Raw genomic sequence first — 18,837 nt, forward strand, 5'->3', positions numbered from 1 at the left:
CGCGCCCCGCGCCCCCCCCCCCCCCCCCCCGCGCCGGCGCCCCCGCCCCCCCCCCCCCCCCCGGCGGCGCCCCCCCCCGCGCGGCCCCCCCCCCCCCCCCCCCCCCCCCCCGCCGTCCTCGTCTCAGCGGTCGGTGCTACTCCTTGACGGCTCCGCCGGTCAGGCCGCGAACGAAGAGGCGTTGGAGGAGCACGAAGCCGAGCACCACCGGGATCGCGGCCAGCACTGAGCCCGCCATCAAAAGGTCCCAGCGCGGGGCGAACTGGTTCTGGAAGCGGGCCAGGCCGACCGGCAGGGTCCGCAGCAGCTCGTTGTTGGTGACCAGCGACGGCCAGGCGAAGTCGCCCCAGGTCCACATGAACTTCAGGACCGCGACGGTGCCGAGCGCCGCCCAGGAGTTGGGCAGCAGGATGCTGACCAGGGTGCGCAGACGGCCGGCGCCGTCGATGGCGGCCGCCTCGTCGAGCTGGACGGGCAGGGTGACGAAGTGCTGGCGCAGCAGGAAGATGCCGGTGGGGCTGGCGAGGAAGGGCACGATCATCGCCCAGTAGGTGTCGATCCAGCCCAGGTCGCGCATCACGAGGTAGAGCGGGACCAGGATGACCTGGGTGGGGATCATCAGGGTGGCGAGGATCAGCGACAGCACGACGCCCCGGCCGCGGAACCTGATCCTGCTGAGCCCGTAGGCCGCGAGGGTGTCGAACACCAGGTTCCCGGCGACCACGGCGACGGCCACCAGCACCGAGTTGAGGAACCACTGGCCGAACGGGAAGGCCCGGACGACCTCCTGGTAGGCGTCGAAGGTCAGGCTGCCGGGCAGCAGGTGGCGGCCGGTGCCGACCAGGTCCTCGTTGGTCTGGAAGGAGGTCAGTACCATCCAGAGCACCGGCAGGCCGGCGAAGACGGCGACCGCGGTCAGCCACAGGGCCGGGGCGATCCGGCGGGCGGACTTGGTCACGACTCCTCCTTGGGGGTGAGCCAGCGCCGGACCAGGGTGATGGCCAGCAGGATCGCGAAGAGCACGACGGAGGCAGCGGACGCGACGCCGACGTCGCTGAGCAGCTTGGTGTAGATGAAGGTGACGACGGTCATGGTGGCGTTGCCGGGGCCGCCCTCGGTCATCACCCAGACCTGGTCGAAGACCTTGAAGGAGTTGAACAGCAGCAGCAGGAACACCGCGGCGGTGGCGGGCCGGAGCATCGGCAGGGTGATGGAGCGGAACTGCCGCCACGGGCCGGCCCGGTCGATCGTGGCGGCCTCGTAGATCTCGTCCGGGATGCGCTGGAGTCCGCCGAGCAGGATCAGCGCGTAGATCCCGAACTCCTTCCAGATGCTCACGACGGCGACGGCCGGCAGGGCCAGGTGGTTGTCGAACAGCCAGCGGGCGCCGTCCACGCCGACCAGCGAGGCCAGGGTGTTGACCAGGCCGTGGTCGGGTTCGTACAGCCACTTCCAGATCAGGCCGGCGACGACCATCGGGATGACGGCCGGCAGCACGGTGACGGTCCGCACCAGGCGGGCCGAGCGGAACTCGCGGTTGGCGGCCATCGCGGTGCCCAGCGCCAGCACGTAGGTGCCGGCCATGGTGATCACCGTGAACACCGCGGTGTTGACCAGGCTGTCGCGGAAGGTGCCGGCCGCCAGCACGGTGCGGTAGTTCTCGGCCCCGACGAAGGTGCGGGGGCCGAGCATGTTCCAGTGGTCGGTGCTGAGCAGGACGGACTGGACCATCGGGTAGAAGGTGAAGCCGAGGACGATCAGCAGGGCGGGTGCCACCGAGAGCCAGCCTGCCAGCGCGCCGGAGGACCGGCGGCGCGGGCTCCGGCGGGGTCGTCGGGGGGCCGCTCCGGCGGGGGGACGGTGGGGGCGGAGGTCGGTCACGGTACTCATGGTCACTTCTCGCTGCTCAGGGCCTTGCCGACCTGGCCGTCGATGGTCTCCAGGGCCTTGTCGACCGGGACCTGGCCGTTGACGCCGGCGACCACCGAGGCCTTCTGCGCGTCCCAGCGGGCCTGGAAGGCGTGACGGTCCTGGAGCAGCAGGTCGGGGGTGTTGCGGCCGAGCTGCTCGAAGATCGCGTTCCAGTTGGGATCGGCCTTGACCTTGTCGTCGACGGTGGCCTTCACCGACGGGTCCACCTTGGCGAGGTCGTAGGGGAAGATCGCGTGGAAGTCCATGTACTGGGCGCTGCGCTCGGGCGAGGCCAGCCAGCGCATGAAGGTGCCGGACGCGGCGAGGTTCTTGCCGCCGGCCTTGGCGACCAGGCTGTGGCCGCCGACCATCGAGCAGCCGCTCTTGGGGCCGGTGGGCATCGGGGCGACGGCCCACTTGCCCTCGGTCTTGGCGCCGCCGGTCTGCACGTTGGCGATCACGGACTGGAAGAAGGGGAACATCGCGACGTCGCCGCTGATGAAGCCGTTCAGCGCGCTGGTCCCGGTGGGAGAGACCTTGTCGGTGTAGAAGGACTTCATGTAGTTCATGGCGGTACGGCCGGCTTCGGTGTTCTGGGTGGAGGTCTTGAAGTCGGGGGAGGTGAGGCTGCCGCCGGCCTGGCAGAGGAAGCTCTCCCAGGTGGAGTTGATGGCGTTCAGGTGGTCGTCCATGCCCTTGAACTGCCAGCCGCTGACCTTCTTGCCGGCGGCGGCCGACTCGGTGGTGATCCTGGCGGCGGTGGACTTGAGCTCCTCCCAGGTCTTCGGCGGCCCGGCGATGCCGAACTGCTGGAAGACGTCGGTGCGGTAGAGCATGACGTCCACGTCGAAGTAGAGCGGGGCGCCGTACAGCTTGCCCTCGTACTCGTCGACCTTGGACAGCGGCAGGAACTTGTCGGTGTCGGCGGTGGTGTAGCCGAGGGCGTCGAGCGGGGCGAGTGATCCGGCCTTGAGGTAGTCGAGCTCGAGGCCGTTGTTCATCAGCCAGACGTCCGGGCCGGTGCCTGCGGCGATCGCCTGCTTGATCTTGTCCCGGCCGTCCTTCCACTCCAGCAGGGTGAGCTCGACGGTGACCTTGTCCTGGGAGGCGTTGAACTGGCTCACCAGGTCCTTGATCTTGCTGTCGTCACCGATCCAGTACGGCATGGACCAGAACTTGACGGTGGCCCGGCCGCCGGCGGTCGACGAGCCGCCGCCGGTGGCGCAGGCCGCGGCGGAGAGGGCACAGGCGGACGCCAGGGCGAGGGAGGCGAGGCGGCGACGGAGTGGTGCCATGGTGGATCTCCTCGGACGACGGGGCGGCGGGTGGGTGAAGCCGCCCCTGGGTGTTCGGGCAGGAGCCGGACCGCTGGGGCCGGCCGGGGAACGGCAGAGGGAGTTGAACTCTCGGACAACGTATGCGATATACGAAATGAGCGCCAGTGGCGTTGCCGTTTCGTTTCCTACGGTCGAGCGCTACGGACTCGGTGGCAGTGCGTCGAGTGCGGACCCGACCGCGCCCCGGGTCGTCCCGAGCTTCTTGAGAACGCTCGCGACGTGGTGCTCGACCGTGCGCGGGGACAGCACCAGGGCGTCGGCGATCTCCTGAGTGGTGGCGCCACGGCCGAGCAGGGCCGCCACCTCGCGCTCGCGCGGGGACAACCGCTTGCCGTAACCGCGCCGTCCGGGGGAACCGGACCGCTGGATGCCGGCCTCCCGGCCGAACTGCCGGGCCCGGGCGAGGTCGGCCACGGCCTCCAGTTCCGCGAAGGTCGCAAGAGCCGGTGCCAGGACGTCGGCGGCCCCCTCGGACCCCGCGTCGACCAGCGCCCGGGCTTGACGCTCCGCGCCCTGGGCCGCCGGGTACGGGCGTCCGATGCTCCGCCAGAGCCGGGCCGCCGCCGCGTGCTCGGCGGCGGCCCGGGCCGGTGCGGCCTCCTCGGCGAGGAATCCCCGGGCAGTGTGCAGCTCGGCCGTCGCACCGGGAGCGGAACGGCCCCGGCTTCCCGCTTCGGCCTCGTCGGCCAGACCGGCCCCCGCATCACGCTCACCACACGCCAGCGCCGCCGCCACGGCGACCGGGACCAGCCCGGTCGCCGTGCGCCACGCCTCGGCCAACCGGACGGCCGCGAGGGCCTCGAGCGACACCTCCCACGCCCCGCGCGGGTCGCCGTCCGCCAGCAGCACCGCGGCGATTCCCGCGGCTGCTCGCGAGGCGAGGCCGGCGGTCAGGCGTCCCCTGCTGAGGTCGGCGGCCCGGTCGAACTGCTCCCGCGCCCGGCTCCGGCGGCCACGGGCCAACTCGTGCATCCCGAGGAAGACCGCCTGCTCCATGTCGACCACCGGGCTGTCGGGATGGGCGAGACGGAGGGCTTCGAACCGCTCCTCGAGACCGGCCCACCGGCCGGCCAGCGCTTCGAGCCGGAGTCGGCTCGCCGCGCCGTGGAGGTCCACTGCCGGGAACCCGAGCCTCCGGGACAGCTGGAGCGCTTCGCCGATGAGCGCGTCGGCCCGACGGTCGTCGCCGACGTCGATCGCGCCCTCGCCCACGTTGTAGAGGGCGCGCGCGGTCTGCCTCAGCACCGCCGGGGCCGCACCGTGCCGGGGCAGGTCCTCCAGGGCGGCCCAGACCCCGGGATCGCCGGCCATGCCGCGCAGGCTCAGCCGGGTCGCCCGGGCATCGGCCGCCAGCGCTTCGTCGGGCCGGTCGCGGAGCGCCCGCTCGGCCAGCGCCAGCCAGGAGTCGGCCCGCCGCGGTCCGGCGGTCTGGTCCAGGGCAAGGGCGACCATGGCCGGGACGGCCTCGGGAGCGTCGTCGCCGATCTCGGCCACGGCCCGGGCCAGCTCGTCGAAGCCCTCCCGCTCGAAGGCCTGGTTCACCAGGAGCAGGCCGAGCCCGGCCCGGATCTCGCCCCGGGTCGCGACCGGCAGCCGCAGGTCGGCCAGAACGGAACGCAGGGTGCTGGCGTCGGCCTCGAAGTCGATGCCCTGGCCGGCGATCGGCGCCAGCCGCAGGGCGGCCCGCGAGCGCAACTGCGGTGCGCACTCCGGCTCCTGGAGCACCTGCCTCCACAGGGTGGCGGCCGTCCCGGTGTCCCCGAGCGACTCCGCCTGGTCGGCGGCCTCGACGGCCCGCCGCAGCCACGCCTGCCGGTCGCCGGTGGCTCCGACGTGGTGGGCGATCTGCACCAACGGAGGCGGACTCAACCGCTCGAGCACCTGCCCGGCCCGCACGTGCAGACGACGCCTGACCGGGCCGGGCAGCCGGTCGTAGGCGACCTGCCGGGCCAACGCGTGCCGGAAGCCGTAGCGGTCCGGGCCCTCCTCCCGCACGACCGAGGCGCGCAACGCCTCCACCAGTCCCGCGTAGGCGCTCTCCTCGTCCAACCCGGCCACGTCGGCCGCCAGCGACTCCGCCGCCGGCGTGGCGAGCACCGCGAGCGCCGAGACCACCGCCTCGGCCGGAGCCGAGAGCCCGGCGATCCGTTCGACGACCGCCTCCCGCAGACCGCGCGGCACCTCCGCCACCCGAAGCCGGGCGGTGTCGTCGGACGGCTCCCGGCCGAGCCGGTGGGAGGTCAAGGTGATCAGGTCCTCCTCCACCACCAACGGCAGGCCCTCGCTGCGCCGGTACAGGTCACGGGCCAGCGCGGAGGTGGCTCGGCTGCCGAGCGCGGCGTCGGCGAGGTCGGCGACGGCGGTCTCGGTGAGCGGCTCCAGCCGGAGCACCGACTGGCGAGCGCCCGGCCGGGGACGGTGGGAGGTTCCGAGGATCGGAGTGTCCGGAGGCAGGTCCTCGGCCCGGTAGGTGAGGACCAGGCACAGCTGGTCGGGAAGATCACGGGCGAGCAGCACGACCAGGTCGCGCGTGGCTCCGTCGATCCAGTGCGCGTCCTCGACGATCAGGACCGTCGGCCCCAGCGAGGCGAGGAAGGAGCGGATGGCGGACGCCGGAGGGGAGTCGGCTCCGGAGGTGACCCCTCCGGCCCGGTGCGCCGCCGAGTCGGCCACGGAGGGAAGGAGCCGGGCCAGGGCGGGTGCCAGGTGAGCGAGCCGACCCGCTGGCAGGGACGGGAGCGCCTTCTCCAGGGCGTCCACCACCGGGCCGTACGGCAGCGGTTCACGCAGCGGGTGGCAGTAGCCGGTCAGGACGTGCCGCCCCTCGTCGGCCAGGATCCTGCCCGCCTCCTGGACAAGGCGGGACTTCCCGATGCCGGCCTCCCCCTCGACGAGCACCGTGGCGGGCGGGCGCCGCGCGGCCGAGAGGAGCAACTCCGTCTCGTGGGAGCGGCCGACGAACCGAAAACCACTGACCGGTGCGTCGGGACGGTGGAACGCGTCGCTCAAGATGATCACCTGCCCGTCGCCCTCACGCTAGCCCGGGGCCGAGCACCGGGCAATCGAGGAGACGTGCGGCAGGCGTCCGCCTGCCCCCGCAGCGCGAGCACGGCCGTCACCCGCGTTCCACCCTCGCCGGACCGGATGGCGAACCCGACAGCGTACGCCTCGACCAACTGCAGACCGCGCCCTCCGCACTCGAGGTCCTCGGCGGAAGCACCCGGTCCGCGCGGACGCCACGTACCGGAGTCCTGGACCTCGACGGTCAAGGTGGTTGCCGTGGCGGAGACGGTCAGGCGGACCTGCGCGGCGCCGCTGTGACGCACCGCGTTGCCGACCAGTTCACTGACCACGAGGGCCAGTGCTCCGTCGTCGCTCAGCGTGAGGCCCCATCGGGACGCCGTCATGCAGGCGAGGGCGCGCAGCGCGGGCACGGATGCTTCGGCCGCTGCCATCGCCCAACCCATGGTCGGCGGCTCGCACAGGTCGGGTCGGTCAACGGCCGGGGCGGCTGTTCGGTCGAGTCGGGTGGTGGTGTCCATCGGATTCTCCCCGAGGGGTGAGGGGGCATCCCCCGCTCTCCACGGTCAGGGCCCGGCCGGCCGCAAACAATGCGGTACCCAATAGCTGAGGTCCCCTAAAAACTGCGCCGACCTGCCGACTACCTACATGGCGCGCGCGAGACTCCCCGGGCAACGGGTCAGTGATCCGGAGCACCAGCACCACCCGGCGCGTCTGCTCGGACTGGGACTGCTGGCCCGACAGGACCCGGCGCAGCCGCGCCCGCTTCGCTGGCCTCGTGCGTGCGAACGCCGCCGCCCACCGCGACCGCCTCATCTGACCCGCATCGCGCAGCTGGCTGCAGCGACTATGGTTGCCCTTTTCGGGCGGTGGGTGTGTCCAGTGACTGGCTCTTCCAAGATTCTCGTAGGCGTTGGTCGCTGCCTCGTCAGTTGAGCAGGATGAGTTGGCGCAGGAGGGGGTGGCCGGCGCGGCCGTACCGTTGGCGCTTGAGTAATTTGATCTTGCAGTTGACGCCCTCGGTGCGGCCGTTGTGGTGAGGCAGCGTGAGCGCGGCGTCGACGGCCGGCTCTCCATCGGCCGCCGGTAACTCACACAACATCAGATACACCAGTCACTAGACACACCCGAGCCCAGCGCATGCGTGCTGGACTCCCAGAGCGTGAAGACCTCCGCCAACGTCCCTGCGGCCGGCCAGGGCATCGACGCGGGGAAGAAGATCGTGGGCCGCAAGCGGCACATCGGCGTCGACACCCTCGGCCTCCTGCTCGCCGTCTGGGTCACCGCCGCCGGCGTCAGCGACACCGCGGGCGGCATCCACCTGCTCTCCGCCGCCGCCACCGCCTGCCCGCAAGTCACCAAGGCCTGGGCCGACAGCGGCTACCGCACCACCGCCATCGACCACGGCGCCCGCCTGGGCATCGACGTCCACATCGTCCAACGCGACCCAGTCGTCAAGGGATTCAAGATCCTCCCTCGACGCTGGACCGTGGAGCGGACCTTCGGCTGGCTCATGCACCACCGCCGCCTCGCCCGCGACTACGAAGCCCACCCGCACCGCTCCGAAGCCATGATCCAGATCGCCATGATCGACCTCATGGCTCGACGCCTCACCGCAGAATCCACCCCAAACTGGCGAGGCACCTGACCCAGGATCAAACACGATCCACAGGACAAAACGCTCTTTTACAGACAAGCTTGGTCGGCGATGACATTGGCGGTCTGGCTCGCGAAACCCTGACTTTCTGTCAGATTCTGCACGATAAGGCTGCGGACGCGGGACCATAGCCGATCCTCGCTCGGTGGGGTTTGCACATCCAGTAGGTCCGTGCCAAGTGGACTGTGGCGCCTTATCGCCTCTTTGAAACAGGTATCCAGACTACCGGCTACCGCTTCCCGGATTGCTTGCACTGGTTCGGGGCCGACCCCGATGGCGGTGATGGTGCTAGCAGTTAGAGCCGAAAGACTGTCTAGGACAGCCTCGGGATGCGCGAAAGCGGTAAAACCGTACACGGAGCGTTCGTACCAACCTGGCAATTGTTCAGGGGCGTTCTCCCATATCGCTGTAACCAGGTGGGACCAGATTTGCTCGCAGTCAGGGCGTCGCCAGTGCGATGGACTTAGCAAAAAGAGGCTGGCTGCCTTTGGCTGCCATCTGTCATCCTTGGCGAGCGCTAGGAGATCATCGATTCGGAAAGGGAGGTCTGCAGCGCCTGCGCGGAGCAGAGTGTTGATGTCCCTACGATGCCGCTCGGTTGTGAATCCTGGGTAGGCGTTGTCATTGGTAAGGACGTGGAGAAGAGCGAGCGTGCTGAACGTTGATATTCCTGCTTGATGGAGTAGGCGGCGCAGGGCCGCATCGTCGCACCAGAGTGGGCTCCCGGTCTCCCGGGCGAGACTGGCGGCTCCCAACCAGGGCGCGTCATTCGCGGCGGGCTGTCCCGTGGGAAGTCTGAGCAGCGCACGCATGGGGTTCAGGTCGCCACTGTCATGAGTCGACAGCGACTGGATGACTGGGCTGAGTGTCTGCAGGCGCTCGCTCAGGTGCGCTCTGTCTGCAGCGGCCAGCGTGGTGAAGGTGAGCTGGTCGTTGTGAAGCCCGACATGCCCCGATGAGTGCAGCAGGCTGTCGATGGCGTAGCGGGTGTTGATGAGGTCGTCGCGAGCTGCAGTGGTGGTTGGAGTGCCAGAGAAGACGGCACGGAGTTCGTCAAAGCGCTCAGGAATGAGGGTGGCCACGGCAATGGCGCTGATGTCTAGTGTGACGATGCCATTGAGAGCAGTGCTCGCCGTACGAATCTCGGCCTGGTGGTGTGGGCTGGCGAAATTGGCAATTGGAGTGAGGCCAGCAGCGCACTGTGCATAGGCAAGTGCCACAGGGCGGCCTGCTGCCATAGCGAGTAGCCCCATAGGGGCGATGCCCATGCGGGTCGCGTCGGCAGTAGCGTCGATAAGGGCCTTCCTGGGACCATATGTATCCAGTACGAACTGGTGTAGTGATTCGATATCGGCGGGTATCTGGCGTAGCCCTGGAGTTGTGAGCGGTAGCTGCCCGAGGAGGGTCTGAAGTCGGGTGCGTTGGGACGGTGTTAGGACCAGTGGGCTTGGCGAGCCGACGCTGGGGCTGGCGTCGGGTGCTTCGTCTGACTCTGGGCTGCCCGTCCCGTGCAGGAGTGAGCCCAGCAGTTTGCTGGTGAGGTCGGTGTCTTCACGGAATCGCTCAGCCAGGGTGAGGGCTAGTTCGGCGAGGACTGGGCTCCAGCCGTGCCATTGGATGGTGATGAGCCAAAGGTGCACTTCGGTGACCCGGTGGGGCACCGGGCCGAAGGAGGCGTAGGTTCGCCATGCGGCGTCAAGGCGACGCGACCCGATCTGAGCGCGAATCGCCGCCCATGCGAAGGCGGTTGCATCGTCTGAAAGAGGTGTTGCGTCTGCCGCACTGGATGCTGAGATGGGGGCGCTTTGACCCTCGACAACGCCGGCTAGGGCGTGGTCCTCCATGTCTGTCCAGTCCTCACGCTCGTAGGCCCATTCGACGAGCTGACGGCGGAGGTTATGGCGCGAGCCGCGAGGAAGGTCTGGGCGTGACAGGAGAGTTACGGCCTTCAGTCGCGCAAGGTCTGGTTGCTTCGCCTTATGCCATAGCTGTACTGCGAGCTGGCGCAGTGTCAGGTCCTGGTATCGGATGCCCGCCGTGTCGGCTGTCTGGGCTGCAGCGGGGAAGTCTTCCGTGATGCGCAACAGCAGGATTAGCTCTGCGGCAGCTGCAACGCTGGTGCTCTCCAGTTGGCGTAGACGTCTGACGGCCGCAGCTGTATCACCTTGGGCGGCTTCCGCTCGGGCGTGCTGGATCTCGTAAACAGGAGTGGATAGGGCCCCAGCGTGGTGGAGGGCTTCGAGTGCGGGGACTGGCCAGGTGCCGGAGCTGGTGATGGCGCTGGCCGCGATGAATGTCTGCTCATCGTCACACGCGGCTTCGAGAGCCTGCTCCCAGGCGTCGGCGACCGCTTGTCGGTCAGCGTCAGGGAGGGATTGGAGAGCGACGGCTCGTAGCTGAGCGATGGCGCCGGTATCCGTAATACGTGCTGTCAGCTTAGCTGCCTCGGCTGTGAGTCCGGCATGGTGGGCCATGCGAGCGCCCTCAAGCAGGAGTGGCTGATAGTCGATTTCAAGTCCCTCAGCTTCTCCAGCTGGCGCTGCCAGGGCGGTGCGTAGCGCCTGGGCGACGTCGTCGGCCATCACGCGGGCCCGGAGCAAGGAAGTGGCTGCTGAACCGCTTGGCCCCTTCCAACGCCGGAACTCCGCCCGGGCCGCGGTGGCAAGGCTTACCGCCTGCCGGAGGTCGACGTGGGACAGCGCCGGGCCCCCCGAGGCCGTGTGACGCACGAGAGCTGCGGCCAAAGACTCCTGAATGGCCGGGTCTTGGGGGGCGAATTCGAGGGCTTGGCGGAAAGCCTCGACGGCGTCAGCGTCTCGATGGCCCGCGAGATGTGTCTCGGCGATGAAGGACCACACTTGTGCGCTTTCAGCGGCAGGATCCTTGCAGCGTACGGCTTCAGTCACCGCCTCGGGCATCCTGCCATGGTCGCGGTCGGGAAAATCCAAGAGGTGCTGGGCGATGGCGGTGATTAGTGGCTGCTCACTTCGGGCTGCGGCGATCAGCGCGGGTGCCCGGTCACGGTCGTGGTGGCTAGCAGCCAGGGCCGCGATGGCCTTCAAACGTGCGCGGTGGGTTGTAGCCGACTCGGCAGCCTTGACCAGTGCCGGCACCAGCAGCGCCCGCAATTGATGGGCGACTGTGTAGGACGCCACAGCATGCCAGGCCCACGCTGCGCGTTCGGAAGGCAGTTGCTCAAGCCAGCGGGGCGTCCGGTTGAGGAGGCCAGCTACGACTTCAGCAGCGTCGGATGCTTCGGAGAGGTCTCGGGCAAGGCGCAAAATTTCGGATCGGGCTTGTGGGTCGTCAAGGTCGGCGCGCAAGAGGATGCTTCGGACAGTTGCCGGTAGGCAGTCAACTGCCTTCTGAAGTGGCTCCGGTGCCGAGTCTTGTCGTGCAGGCGAGGAGAGTGCGTCGCGTGCGTCCGCGTTAAGTACTTGCGTGGCCGGGATGAGCATTTTGAAGTTCTTGCCAGTACGGACTAGATGGTCCTCCGCTACGTGCTGCCAATAGGCGGTCTGGGATGCGGGTTCGTACAGCATGACGACGACTGGCAGGGAATGATTGAGCCAGTACGTGACATGCTCGTCGTCACAGGCGAACCACCATCCACCATCCGCTGGTCTGGAGAAGAAGCTGGAGCCGGACTTGATCTGTACGGCGAGGAGGCGCCCAGTGGCGTAACCGTCCTCGGTCACGACCTCGAGATGTGCGTCCACTCCGATGTCACTGATTGGTTGCTCACGGCAGAGCCAGTTGAGTTCCCTAGTTGCCAGGAGAGCGATGCTGCTCGCGCCAGTGCGGTCTATCTGGTGGGTGGCTTCTACCTTCACCGCTCACTCCCTGATCCCTCGCCGGCGCTCATGGCCGGTGAGTGGCCATGGTAGGAGCTGAGTGCGACACCCGATAGCGCAAGCTGGCACGACCGGAGGCCTTGCAGGCAGAGGCCGTCGTCGACCTGCGGAGGCCCTGGCGACCTCTCGGAGCAAGGAGGCAGTGGTGACCCGTCCGAGGCAAGGACGATCAGCGCGAGGGGCAACTGAGGCGGGTCGCTGGTCAAGAGGCGACGAGTCGGGCCTGTCACCTTCCGTGAGGAAGCTGACAGGCCCCAACTGCGTCCGCTCCGGCTGACTTGTCGTCAGCTACGGGTGTCGCCATTTCACACTCATTTCACATGAGGGCGAGGAGCGGCGAGTAGTGGCGAGAGCTTGCGAGAGAAGTTTTCGCAGGTCAGATGCCCTATGGTGGCCTCCTGGCCAGGTGGCCCAAGGCAGCTGATTCAGAGGTCGGTGTAGAGCTCGAACTTCGCTGCCATGGAACTGTTCACCTCTCGTAGGTCCGCCCCCACCCCGGCACTGTAGGACGGGCCTCGGGCGCGTCGCACCCGCAGCACGCCGATCGGGTGGCGGACCGTCAGGGGCATCTGACGGGTTCTCAGCTGGTCGAGGCGCCGGGGGCGGTCCGGCTCGGATACCGGCATGAACAGTGAGGTCTTTTGGAGGTGCTGCTTTCCGAGCTCGCAGCACGATCGTGTGCTTCGGCTTTGGTCGGGCCGCTCTGCTGAAGTCGGTGGTGCCACGCTGAATCCAAGGAGCCCCGCCGAAGCGAAGTTCGGCGGGGCTCTTCAGAGTCACGCATCCCACTCCAAGGGGAAGTTTTTGAAAGCCCGATGATAATCGCCAGAGGAGCTGGTTCTGCCATGTCGCCTGATGGGCAATCAACTGTCGCCTGCAGTGGAAGTACGGGAGAGGCTTATTGGTGCCGACTGGGGTCAGATGGCGCTGTCTGGGAGTCCTTCGAAGGCCGTGATTGCACTCTTGAGCTCATCTGTTAGTTTCTTGTGGCAGTCATCTATGTCTCGGCGAACCACCTCGGGCGGGCCATCCTGATCTATGGAAAGTCTAAACTTCTCCCACGCTTCGAATGTGCGCCGTGTGTGGCGATTGAGAACGTCGGAAAGCTGCGCTTGTTCTCGAAAACTGAATCCCTTGCTCGGGGGGCGCAAATATAGCAGAGAGTGCTCTGAAACGAACCTGCCGACCAGTGCGCGAGTCTCGTGATCCAGGAATTCGCAGGATAGCATTACGATGGCGAGATTGGATGGAGTCGATCTGGTTGGGCCTAGCAGAGAGTTCGGAATCTCCCACTGTTCCCGCGGCTCGTCCAGCCACTCCCAGCCGATTGGGTGCGACATGATTCACTTCCTTCGCTATCCGTATATGTGAACGACGGCACGGGAAGGTTCACCGCCCCGTTGCTGCAAGTTGCCAAGCCCGGGTCCTGGCTGGACCTGGACGGCAACTTGGTCGACCAACCCACCGGCTACAGCTCGGACTGGTCGAAGGCGACCCAGGTGGTGGCGATCGGTCCGCTCAACTCCGGCTTCAACGCGCAGGAGAACAGCTGGGGTGGACTGGTGAAGCAGACCACGGCCCTGCTGGCCGTCGAGGACGGTCAACTCTGGCTCTACCGCGCCAAGTCGAGCAGCACCTTCAACGCACCGGCGATCAAGGTGTCCAATGCGACCAACTGGGACGACTACGACCTGATCGGTCCCGGCCCGTTGGGTGGTAACGACAAGCAGCCCCAGGTTTGGGCCAGGGAGCGGAGCACCGGCCGACTGCTCTCCTTCCCGATCACGCTGCGCACTGTACCGGCCACCGGCGTGACCGTCCCGGACCTCGGCAGGCTGGCAGCCCCTGGGAACGGCATCGCACTCAACGGCTTCTTTCCTGTTGCCAGTTACCCCACTGTGTCGTCGGCCGGCGACCTCAACGGCGACAAGGCGCCGGACCTCTGGGCGCTCGACGGTCAGCGGCGTTTGCTGTACTGGACCGGTGAGGTGGATGCGGCCGACCCGAACAAGATGACCGGGCTGAAACTCGCCAGTGGCGCCTCCGAGACCCGTGCCCCCGCCACTCGGCTCAGGCTGGACGAGATCCCGGTGGGCGGCACTGCGGTCGGTGGCGCCACCATCGTCAACGGTGACATCAACGGTGCCACCGACTACCTGCAACTGGACGGTGATGCCGGCCGGCACTCCCAGCTGCAGACACGGGTCCAGGTGGACACCGGCAAGTCGTTCACACTCGATGTCTGGACCAAGGTGGCCGGTGGTACGGAGCAGCAGGCCGGTGCGGTGCTGAGCCAGGACGGTGTCGGGACCAGCAACTTCATGGTGTGGCCGGATAGCGACAACAACAGGGCCAAGGCGGTCTGGCGGTTCGGCATGGCCAGGGGCGACGACGCCACGGGCTGGCCCTACGACATCACGATCCTGACCAACTCCGCCGCGCTGGTGGTCCCGGACGTCTGGACCAAGCTGACGGCCAGCTACAACGCCGCCACTGGAGAGATGGCGCTGTACGTCAACGGGACGCTCGCGGGTTCCGGCCGCCACACCGCCAAGACGGCCCCCACCGGCACAGTGGTGTTCGGCCGCTACAGGAATGCCGGACAGGAGCAGAACTACTACCGGGGCGCGGTCAGCGACTTCAGCGTGTACACCTCCCCGACCGTGCCGGGCAGCGTGGCCGGTACGGTGACCTCGGGCGTCAACTCCGGTGTTTGCCTGGACAATTCCGAGGCGCAGCCCGTTGACGGCAACCCGATCCACGTCTGGACCTGCTCGCCCATCGGTCAGTTCAACGTGGCACAGCACTGGGTGGCCAATACGGACGACGGCAGCCTCCGTGTGCAGGGCAAGTGCATGGACGTCATCAACGCCCAGGCCTTCGACGGCAACCAGGTCCAGTTGCTCACCTGCAAGGGACTCGGCGGCAACGGAGCGCAGCAGTGGCTGGTCCGTGCGGACGGTTCGCTCTACAACCCGCTGACGGACCGTTGCCTGGACCTGTCGGGCTTCGACACCGGGTCGGGCACCCGCCCGACGATCTGGCACTGCATCAGCGGCCAGGCCAACCAGGTCTGGTCCACGACCGCAGTGGCCTGACCTCCCGTCACACACCGAACGGGCATCACCCCCTGAAGGGATGGTGCCCGTTCGTCGTTCCCGGGTCAGATTGGCCGGTGGCCAGACGTATCCGGCTCGGTCAGGAACCGGATGATCCGGGCGGCCGGTTGTGCCGTGTCCGGTTCCGAGGAGGAGGCGAGCCGGTGCAGGGCGGGCAGGGCGTTGAGGGTGGCTGTACGGCATGCGCGTTCCCAGCGGAGTGGTTCTTCGTAGTGGGTGATGCGGTTTGGTGGTAGTGCTGCGGCCGTGTTGCTCCACTGCGAGGACAGCGTGATGCTCAGCAGGAGGTCGACGATCTCGGGCTTGCAGCGGACATGGGGGGCTTCGGCCAGTTCCACCAGGAAGGGGATGGTCGGAGCTGTTGCTTCTCTCACGACGAAGCCGAGCTCACAGACGTGGTCCTTGAGACGGTCGATCGCGTCCCGTGAGCTCGGCCCGTCGCCCCAGGCGGCCCGGGAGAGCAGGCCGGGGATCTCGCGGGCGGAGCCGAGGGCGCCCTGGAGTTCGTGCCAGCGGACGGTGTGAAGGCCTTTGAGCACTGATCCCACGGTGGCGGTCTCCTTCCGCGTTCTCGGGGTCGACGGCGACGAGTTGGGGATCACCGTACTCGTGGCGTTCCGGGCGGCACGGTCGTTTACGGGTACTGCGGTGGAGGGCGGGCCGGCGGGTGGTCGGGCGCGGGTAGCCTCGGGGGCGATCGAATGCCGAGGATGGGTGGAGAGAGGCCGTGTACTTCGACCAGGACGAACCGCAGGACGTGCGGGACCGGCGGCTCGCGGGGGAGCGGGAGGAGCGGCGGCGGGCGCGGGGGGTGGCGCCGCTGGAGTTGGGGGACGCCCACGTCGGTGCGGGGCTGGTGGTGGTCGGGGTGGTGGTGTTGGTGTGCTTCGGGACGTTGGTGGGGGCGGGGGTCGTGCTCGGGGTGTTCGGGGTGTGGTTCGGTGTCGCGCGGGCCTGGGTGCAGTACGACGGCGGCCGGGGGTGGCACGCGATGGGGCGGGCGTACGGGCTCACCTTCGGGTGGGGCGGGGGCTTCTGAGGGCGGGTCAGGGGTGGGGGAGGCCGGCGGCGTCGAGGAGGGCGTGGAGGTGCGGGCCGGTGAGGGAGGGGTTGGCGGCGGCGGAGCGGGCGAGGTCGGGGTCGTGGAGGAGGGGGGAGAGGACGGGGGCCGGGAGGAGGGGGTTGGTGGCGGCGGCCCGGCGGACTTCGGGGGACGGGTCGTCGAGGAGGGGGACCGGAGGTTCGGGGAGGGTGGGGTCGGTGGCGGCGAGGGCGCGGACGCCGGGGTCCTCGTGGTCGAGCAGGTGGGCCAGGCCGGTGCGGGGGAGACGGTCTGTCAGTTGAAGGGTGTCGCGCAGGTCGGGTCGGGTGATGAAGGTCTCCAGGACGGTCGCGGCGGGGGCGGTTCCCTGGTACTCCGCGATCCGGTGACGGACGGTCGGATCGGGGTCGGCGGCCAGCAGCGGGACGAGTTCCGGGGGGAGGGCGGGGGAGGAGGCCGCGGCCTGACGGGCCAGCAGGTGGGGTGAGGTGGCGCAGGTCCGGTACCAGGCGGCGAGTTCGGGGCTGACCGGGTCGGACGGCCATCGCCGGGGGGAGCGGTCCGGACGGGCCTGGAACAGCGGGCGGACCGCCGCGTGGGCGCGGACCTCCTCGTCGGGGTCGTCCGCCAGGAGGGCCAGGACGTCGGTGGTGGCGTCGAGCCGCTGCGCGACCGCGAGGCGGACCGCGCGGTCGGGGTCGCGGGCCAGGCGGGTGACCACGTCGGCGGGGGTGTGGGGGTTGTGGGCCAGGAGCCGGAGGTCTCGCTGCTCGGCGAGGCAGCGGTCGATCACCGACTGCGGGAGTGCGTGGTGCAGCAGGAGGTCGACGCGGGCGTGGCAGTCCTGTTCGGGGAGGTCGGCCTCGGTGGCCGCCGGGTCGTACTGCCGGTCGCCCCGTTGTGCGGCGGCCCGGATGGTGGGGTCGGGGTCGGTCCGTAGGGCGGCGCGCTGGTCCTCGGTGAGGCTCTGCCAGTTCCAGGTGGCCTGGAGGCGCAGCTTGGGGTTCGGGTGGGTGGGCAGCTTGCGGTGGTAGGAGTCGGGGATCTGCCGGGAGAAGGGGAGCTGCGAGGCGATCTCGTCCGCCGTCAGGAGGTCGTCCGGGTCGGTCCGGGCGGTCATCAGTTTCACCACGACCTCCTCCGGCAGCGGGGTGCGCGGCCAGACCCAGTCGCGCGGCCCCGTGGCCATCCAGGCGCGGACCATGGCGGAGGGGTCGTCGGCCAGCAACCCGCGCTGCTCGGGCGGGAGGTTGCGGTTGCGGCCGAGGTGGCGGCGGACCCGGAAGTCGGGGTGGTGTCGCGCGGCCTCCCAGACCTCGGGCGGCAGGTGGCCCTCGCCGCAGAGGGTCATGCGTGCCTCGCCGGCCTCCGGGGCGGTGAGGAGGCGGAGCAGGACGTCGGCGGGGGCGGCGGGGTTGACGGCGATGCCGTGCAGCCAGGACTCGGGGAGGGAGGAGGGCATGCGGCGTCCGATCAGGGGGTGACGGGGTGGGGGAGGCCGGCCGCGTCGAGGAGGGTGTGGAGGCGGGTGGGGGTGAGGGCGGGGTTGGATGCTGCGGGGCGGGCGAGGTCGGGGTCGTGGAGGAGGGTTTCGAGGACCTCGGCCGGGAGGGTGGGGTCGGTGGCGGCGAGGGCGCGGACCTCGGGGTCCTCGTGGTCGAGGAGGTGGGCCAGGCCGGTGCGGGGGAGGTTCGGGGAGCGGAGCAGGTGCTCGCGGAGGGCGGGGAGGTCGAGGAAGGCCTCCAGCACGGTGGCGGCCGGTGCCAGGTCCTGGTGGTGGGCCACGAGGTGACGGACGGTCGGGTCGGGGTCCTCGGCGAGGAGGGCGACCAGGTCCGGGGCGAGGTGGGCGGCGAGGGCGGCGGCGCGGCGTGCCCGGGGGTGGGGGGAGGTGGCCATGGCGCGGTACCGGTCGGCGCTCGGCTCGTTCCACAGCTCGCCGTGCGGCCAGATGTAGGAGGGGCCGAAGGAGCGGTTGAGCGCGGCGCAGTCCGGCGTGGTGCGGGGCAGCGGCTGGACGAGGGCCCGGGTGCGGACGTCCTGGTCGGGGTCGGCGGCGAGCAGGTCCCAGAGTTCGGTGGTGAGGTCGGCCCGGCCGGCGACGGCGAGGCGGACCTCGGGGTCGGGGTCCCGGGCCAGGGTGGCGAGGGCCGGGGCGGGGGTGTTCGGGTTGTGGGCCAGGGCGATGGCGTCATCGAGCAGACCGGCCTCGACGGCGGCGTCGGAGAGGGCCTGGCCCCACAGGATGGTCCGCCGGGAGCGCGGGCTGGCCGTCAGCAGGTCCTCGTCGGTGGCGGCCGGGTCGAAGTAGTACCGGTCCATCCGGCGTGCGGACTCCCGGATGCCGGCGTCCGGATCGGTGCGCAGGGCGTCGCGCTGACGGTCCGTGAGGAGCGTCCAGTGGTGGGTGGCGTACACGCGCACGGCGGGGTGCGGGTGGGTGTGCATCCGGCGTTGGAAGGAGCGGGGGATCTGCCGGGAGCCGGAGAGCTCGGCCCGGATCTCGCCGGCGGTGAGGAGCGGGGGCTCGCCGTCCTCGGGGTCCTCGAAGGTGAGCAGCTTCTCCAGCACGTCGTCGGGCAGCGGTACGGGCCGTCCGAAGCGCGGCCACGGGCCGCCGGCCAGGTGGGCCCGGACCAGTGCGTGGGGGTCGTCGGCCAGCCGTCCGCGCTGGTCGGGTGCGACGCGGGGGTTCCTGGCCAGGGCCATCCGGACGCGCGGCTGCGGGTGGTGCAGCAGGGTCTCCACCAGGCCCGGGGACAGGTGGCCCTCGGAGCACATGGTCTTCCCGGCGGAGCCGGCCTCCGGGGAGAGGAGGCGGAGCAGGACGTCGGCGGGGGCGGCGGGGTTGACGGCGACGCCGTGCAGCCAGGACTCGTGGAGGGCGGAGGGCATC

The 18,837-nt window shown here is 69.4% G+C and carries 13 protein-coding genes and 1 pseudogene; 3 read left to right on the top strand and 11 right to left on the bottom strand.

Going from position 1 to position 18,837, the window contains the following annotated elements:
- Positions 1–136: 136 nt before the first annotated feature.
- The 6 genes from ACIA8O_RS01000 to ACIA8O_RS01025 all read right to left on the bottom strand — a co-directional run bounded on the left by ACIA8O_RS01000 (position 137) and on the right by ACIA8O_RS01025 (position 7,380).
- Positions 137–958 carry a carbohydrate ABC transporter permease gene (locus ACIA8O_RS01000; RefSeq protein ID WP_396291359.1) on the bottom strand — a complete coding sequence of 274 codons (822 nt, stop codon included), beginning with the start codon at positions 956–958 and terminating at the stop codon, positions 137–139.
- Positions 955–1,890, bottom strand: a complete 936-nt coding sequence (locus ACIA8O_RS01005; RefSeq protein WP_396291360.1) for a carbohydrate ABC transporter permease — start codon at positions 1,888–1,890, stop codon at positions 955–957. Before ACIA8O_RS01005 ends, ACIA8O_RS01000 begins: the two co-directional genes overlap by 4 nt.
- A 2-nt stretch (positions 1,891–1,892) precedes the next feature.
- The gene (locus tag ACIA8O_RS01010) at positions 1,893–3,206 is read right to left on the bottom strand and encodes an extracellular solute-binding protein (protein WP_396291361.1); all 1,314 of its coding nucleotides are present in this window, start codon (positions 3,204–3,206) and stop codon (positions 1,893–1,895) included.
- A gap of 180 nt (positions 3,207–3,386) precedes the next feature.
- A complete protein-coding gene (locus ACIA8O_RS01015; RefSeq protein WP_396291362.1) occupies positions 3,387–6,257 on the bottom strand; it encodes an ATP-binding protein in 2,871 nt (956 codons plus the stop codon).
- A 5-nt stretch (positions 6,258–6,262) separates the two neighbouring features.
- Positions 6,263–6,790, bottom strand: a complete 528-nt coding sequence (locus ACIA8O_RS01020; protein WP_396291363.1) for an ATP-binding protein — start codon at positions 6,788–6,790, stop codon at positions 6,263–6,265.
- A 407-nt stretch (positions 6,791–7,197) separates the two neighbouring features.
- Positions 7,198–7,380 (bottom strand): hypothetical protein, encoded by a 183-nt coding sequence (locus tag ACIA8O_RS01025; protein ID WP_396292125.1) that lies wholly within the window; start codon positions 7,378–7,380, stop codon positions 7,198–7,200.
- An 18-nt stretch (positions 7,381–7,398) separates the two neighbouring features.
- Here ACIA8O_RS01025 and ACIA8O_RS01030 point away from each other — a divergent pair.
- A pseudogene (locus ACIA8O_RS01030) lies at positions 7,399–7,917 on the top strand (transposase); the annotation flags it as partial.
- Positions 7,918–7,955: 38 nt separating this feature from the next.
- Here ACIA8O_RS01030 and ACIA8O_RS01035 read toward each other — a convergent pair.
- A complete protein-coding gene (locus tag ACIA8O_RS01035) occupies positions 7,956–11,759 on the bottom strand; it encodes a DUF4365 domain-containing protein (RefSeq protein WP_396291364.1) in 3,804 nt (1,267 codons plus the stop codon).
- A gap of 446 nt (positions 11,760–12,205) precedes the next feature.
- A complete protein-coding gene (locus tag ACIA8O_RS01040) occupies positions 12,206–12,406 on the bottom strand; it encodes a hypothetical protein (protein ID WP_396291365.1) in 201 nt (66 codons plus the stop codon).
- Positions 12,407–13,147: 741 nt separating this feature from the next.
- Here ACIA8O_RS01040 and ACIA8O_RS01045 point away from each other — a divergent pair.
- Positions 13,148–14,878 (top strand): ricin-type beta-trefoil lectin domain protein, encoded by a 1,731-nt coding sequence (locus ACIA8O_RS01045; protein WP_396291366.1) that lies wholly within the window; start codon positions 13,148–13,150, stop codon positions 14,876–14,878.
- A 65-nt stretch (positions 14,879–14,943) separates the two neighbouring features.
- Here the strand turns inward: ACIA8O_RS01045 and ACIA8O_RS01050 are convergent, their stop codons facing one another.
- Entirely contained in the window at positions 14,944–15,447 is a 504-nt protein-coding gene (locus tag ACIA8O_RS01050) for a hypothetical protein (RefSeq protein WP_396291367.1), read from the bottom strand.
- Between the two features lie 179 nt (positions 15,448–15,626).
- On the opposite strand from ACIA8O_RS01050, the gene ACIA8O_RS01055 reads away from it, so the two are divergent.
- The gene (locus ACIA8O_RS01055; protein ID WP_396291368.1) at positions 15,627–15,938 is read left to right on the top strand and encodes a hypothetical protein; all 312 of its coding nucleotides are present in this window, start codon (positions 15,627–15,629) and stop codon (positions 15,936–15,938) included.
- Between the two features lie 7 nt (positions 15,939–15,945).
- Here the strand turns inward: ACIA8O_RS01055 and ACIA8O_RS01060 are convergent, their stop codons facing one another.
- A complete protein-coding gene (locus ACIA8O_RS01060) occupies positions 15,946–17,403 on the bottom strand; it encodes a hypothetical protein (RefSeq protein ID WP_396291369.1) in 1,458 nt (485 codons plus the stop codon).
- Between the two features lie 11 nt (positions 17,404–17,414).
- A complete protein-coding gene (locus ACIA8O_RS01065; RefSeq protein WP_396291370.1) occupies positions 17,415–18,836 on the bottom strand; it encodes a hypothetical protein in 1,422 nt (473 codons plus the stop codon).
- Position 18,837 lies beyond the last annotated feature (1 nt).

The organism is Kitasatospora sp. NPDC051853 (assembly GCF_044452665.1).
In the GTDB taxonomy this organism is placed as follows: Bacteria; Actinomycetota; Actinomycetes; order Streptomycetales; family Streptomycetaceae; genus Kitasatospora.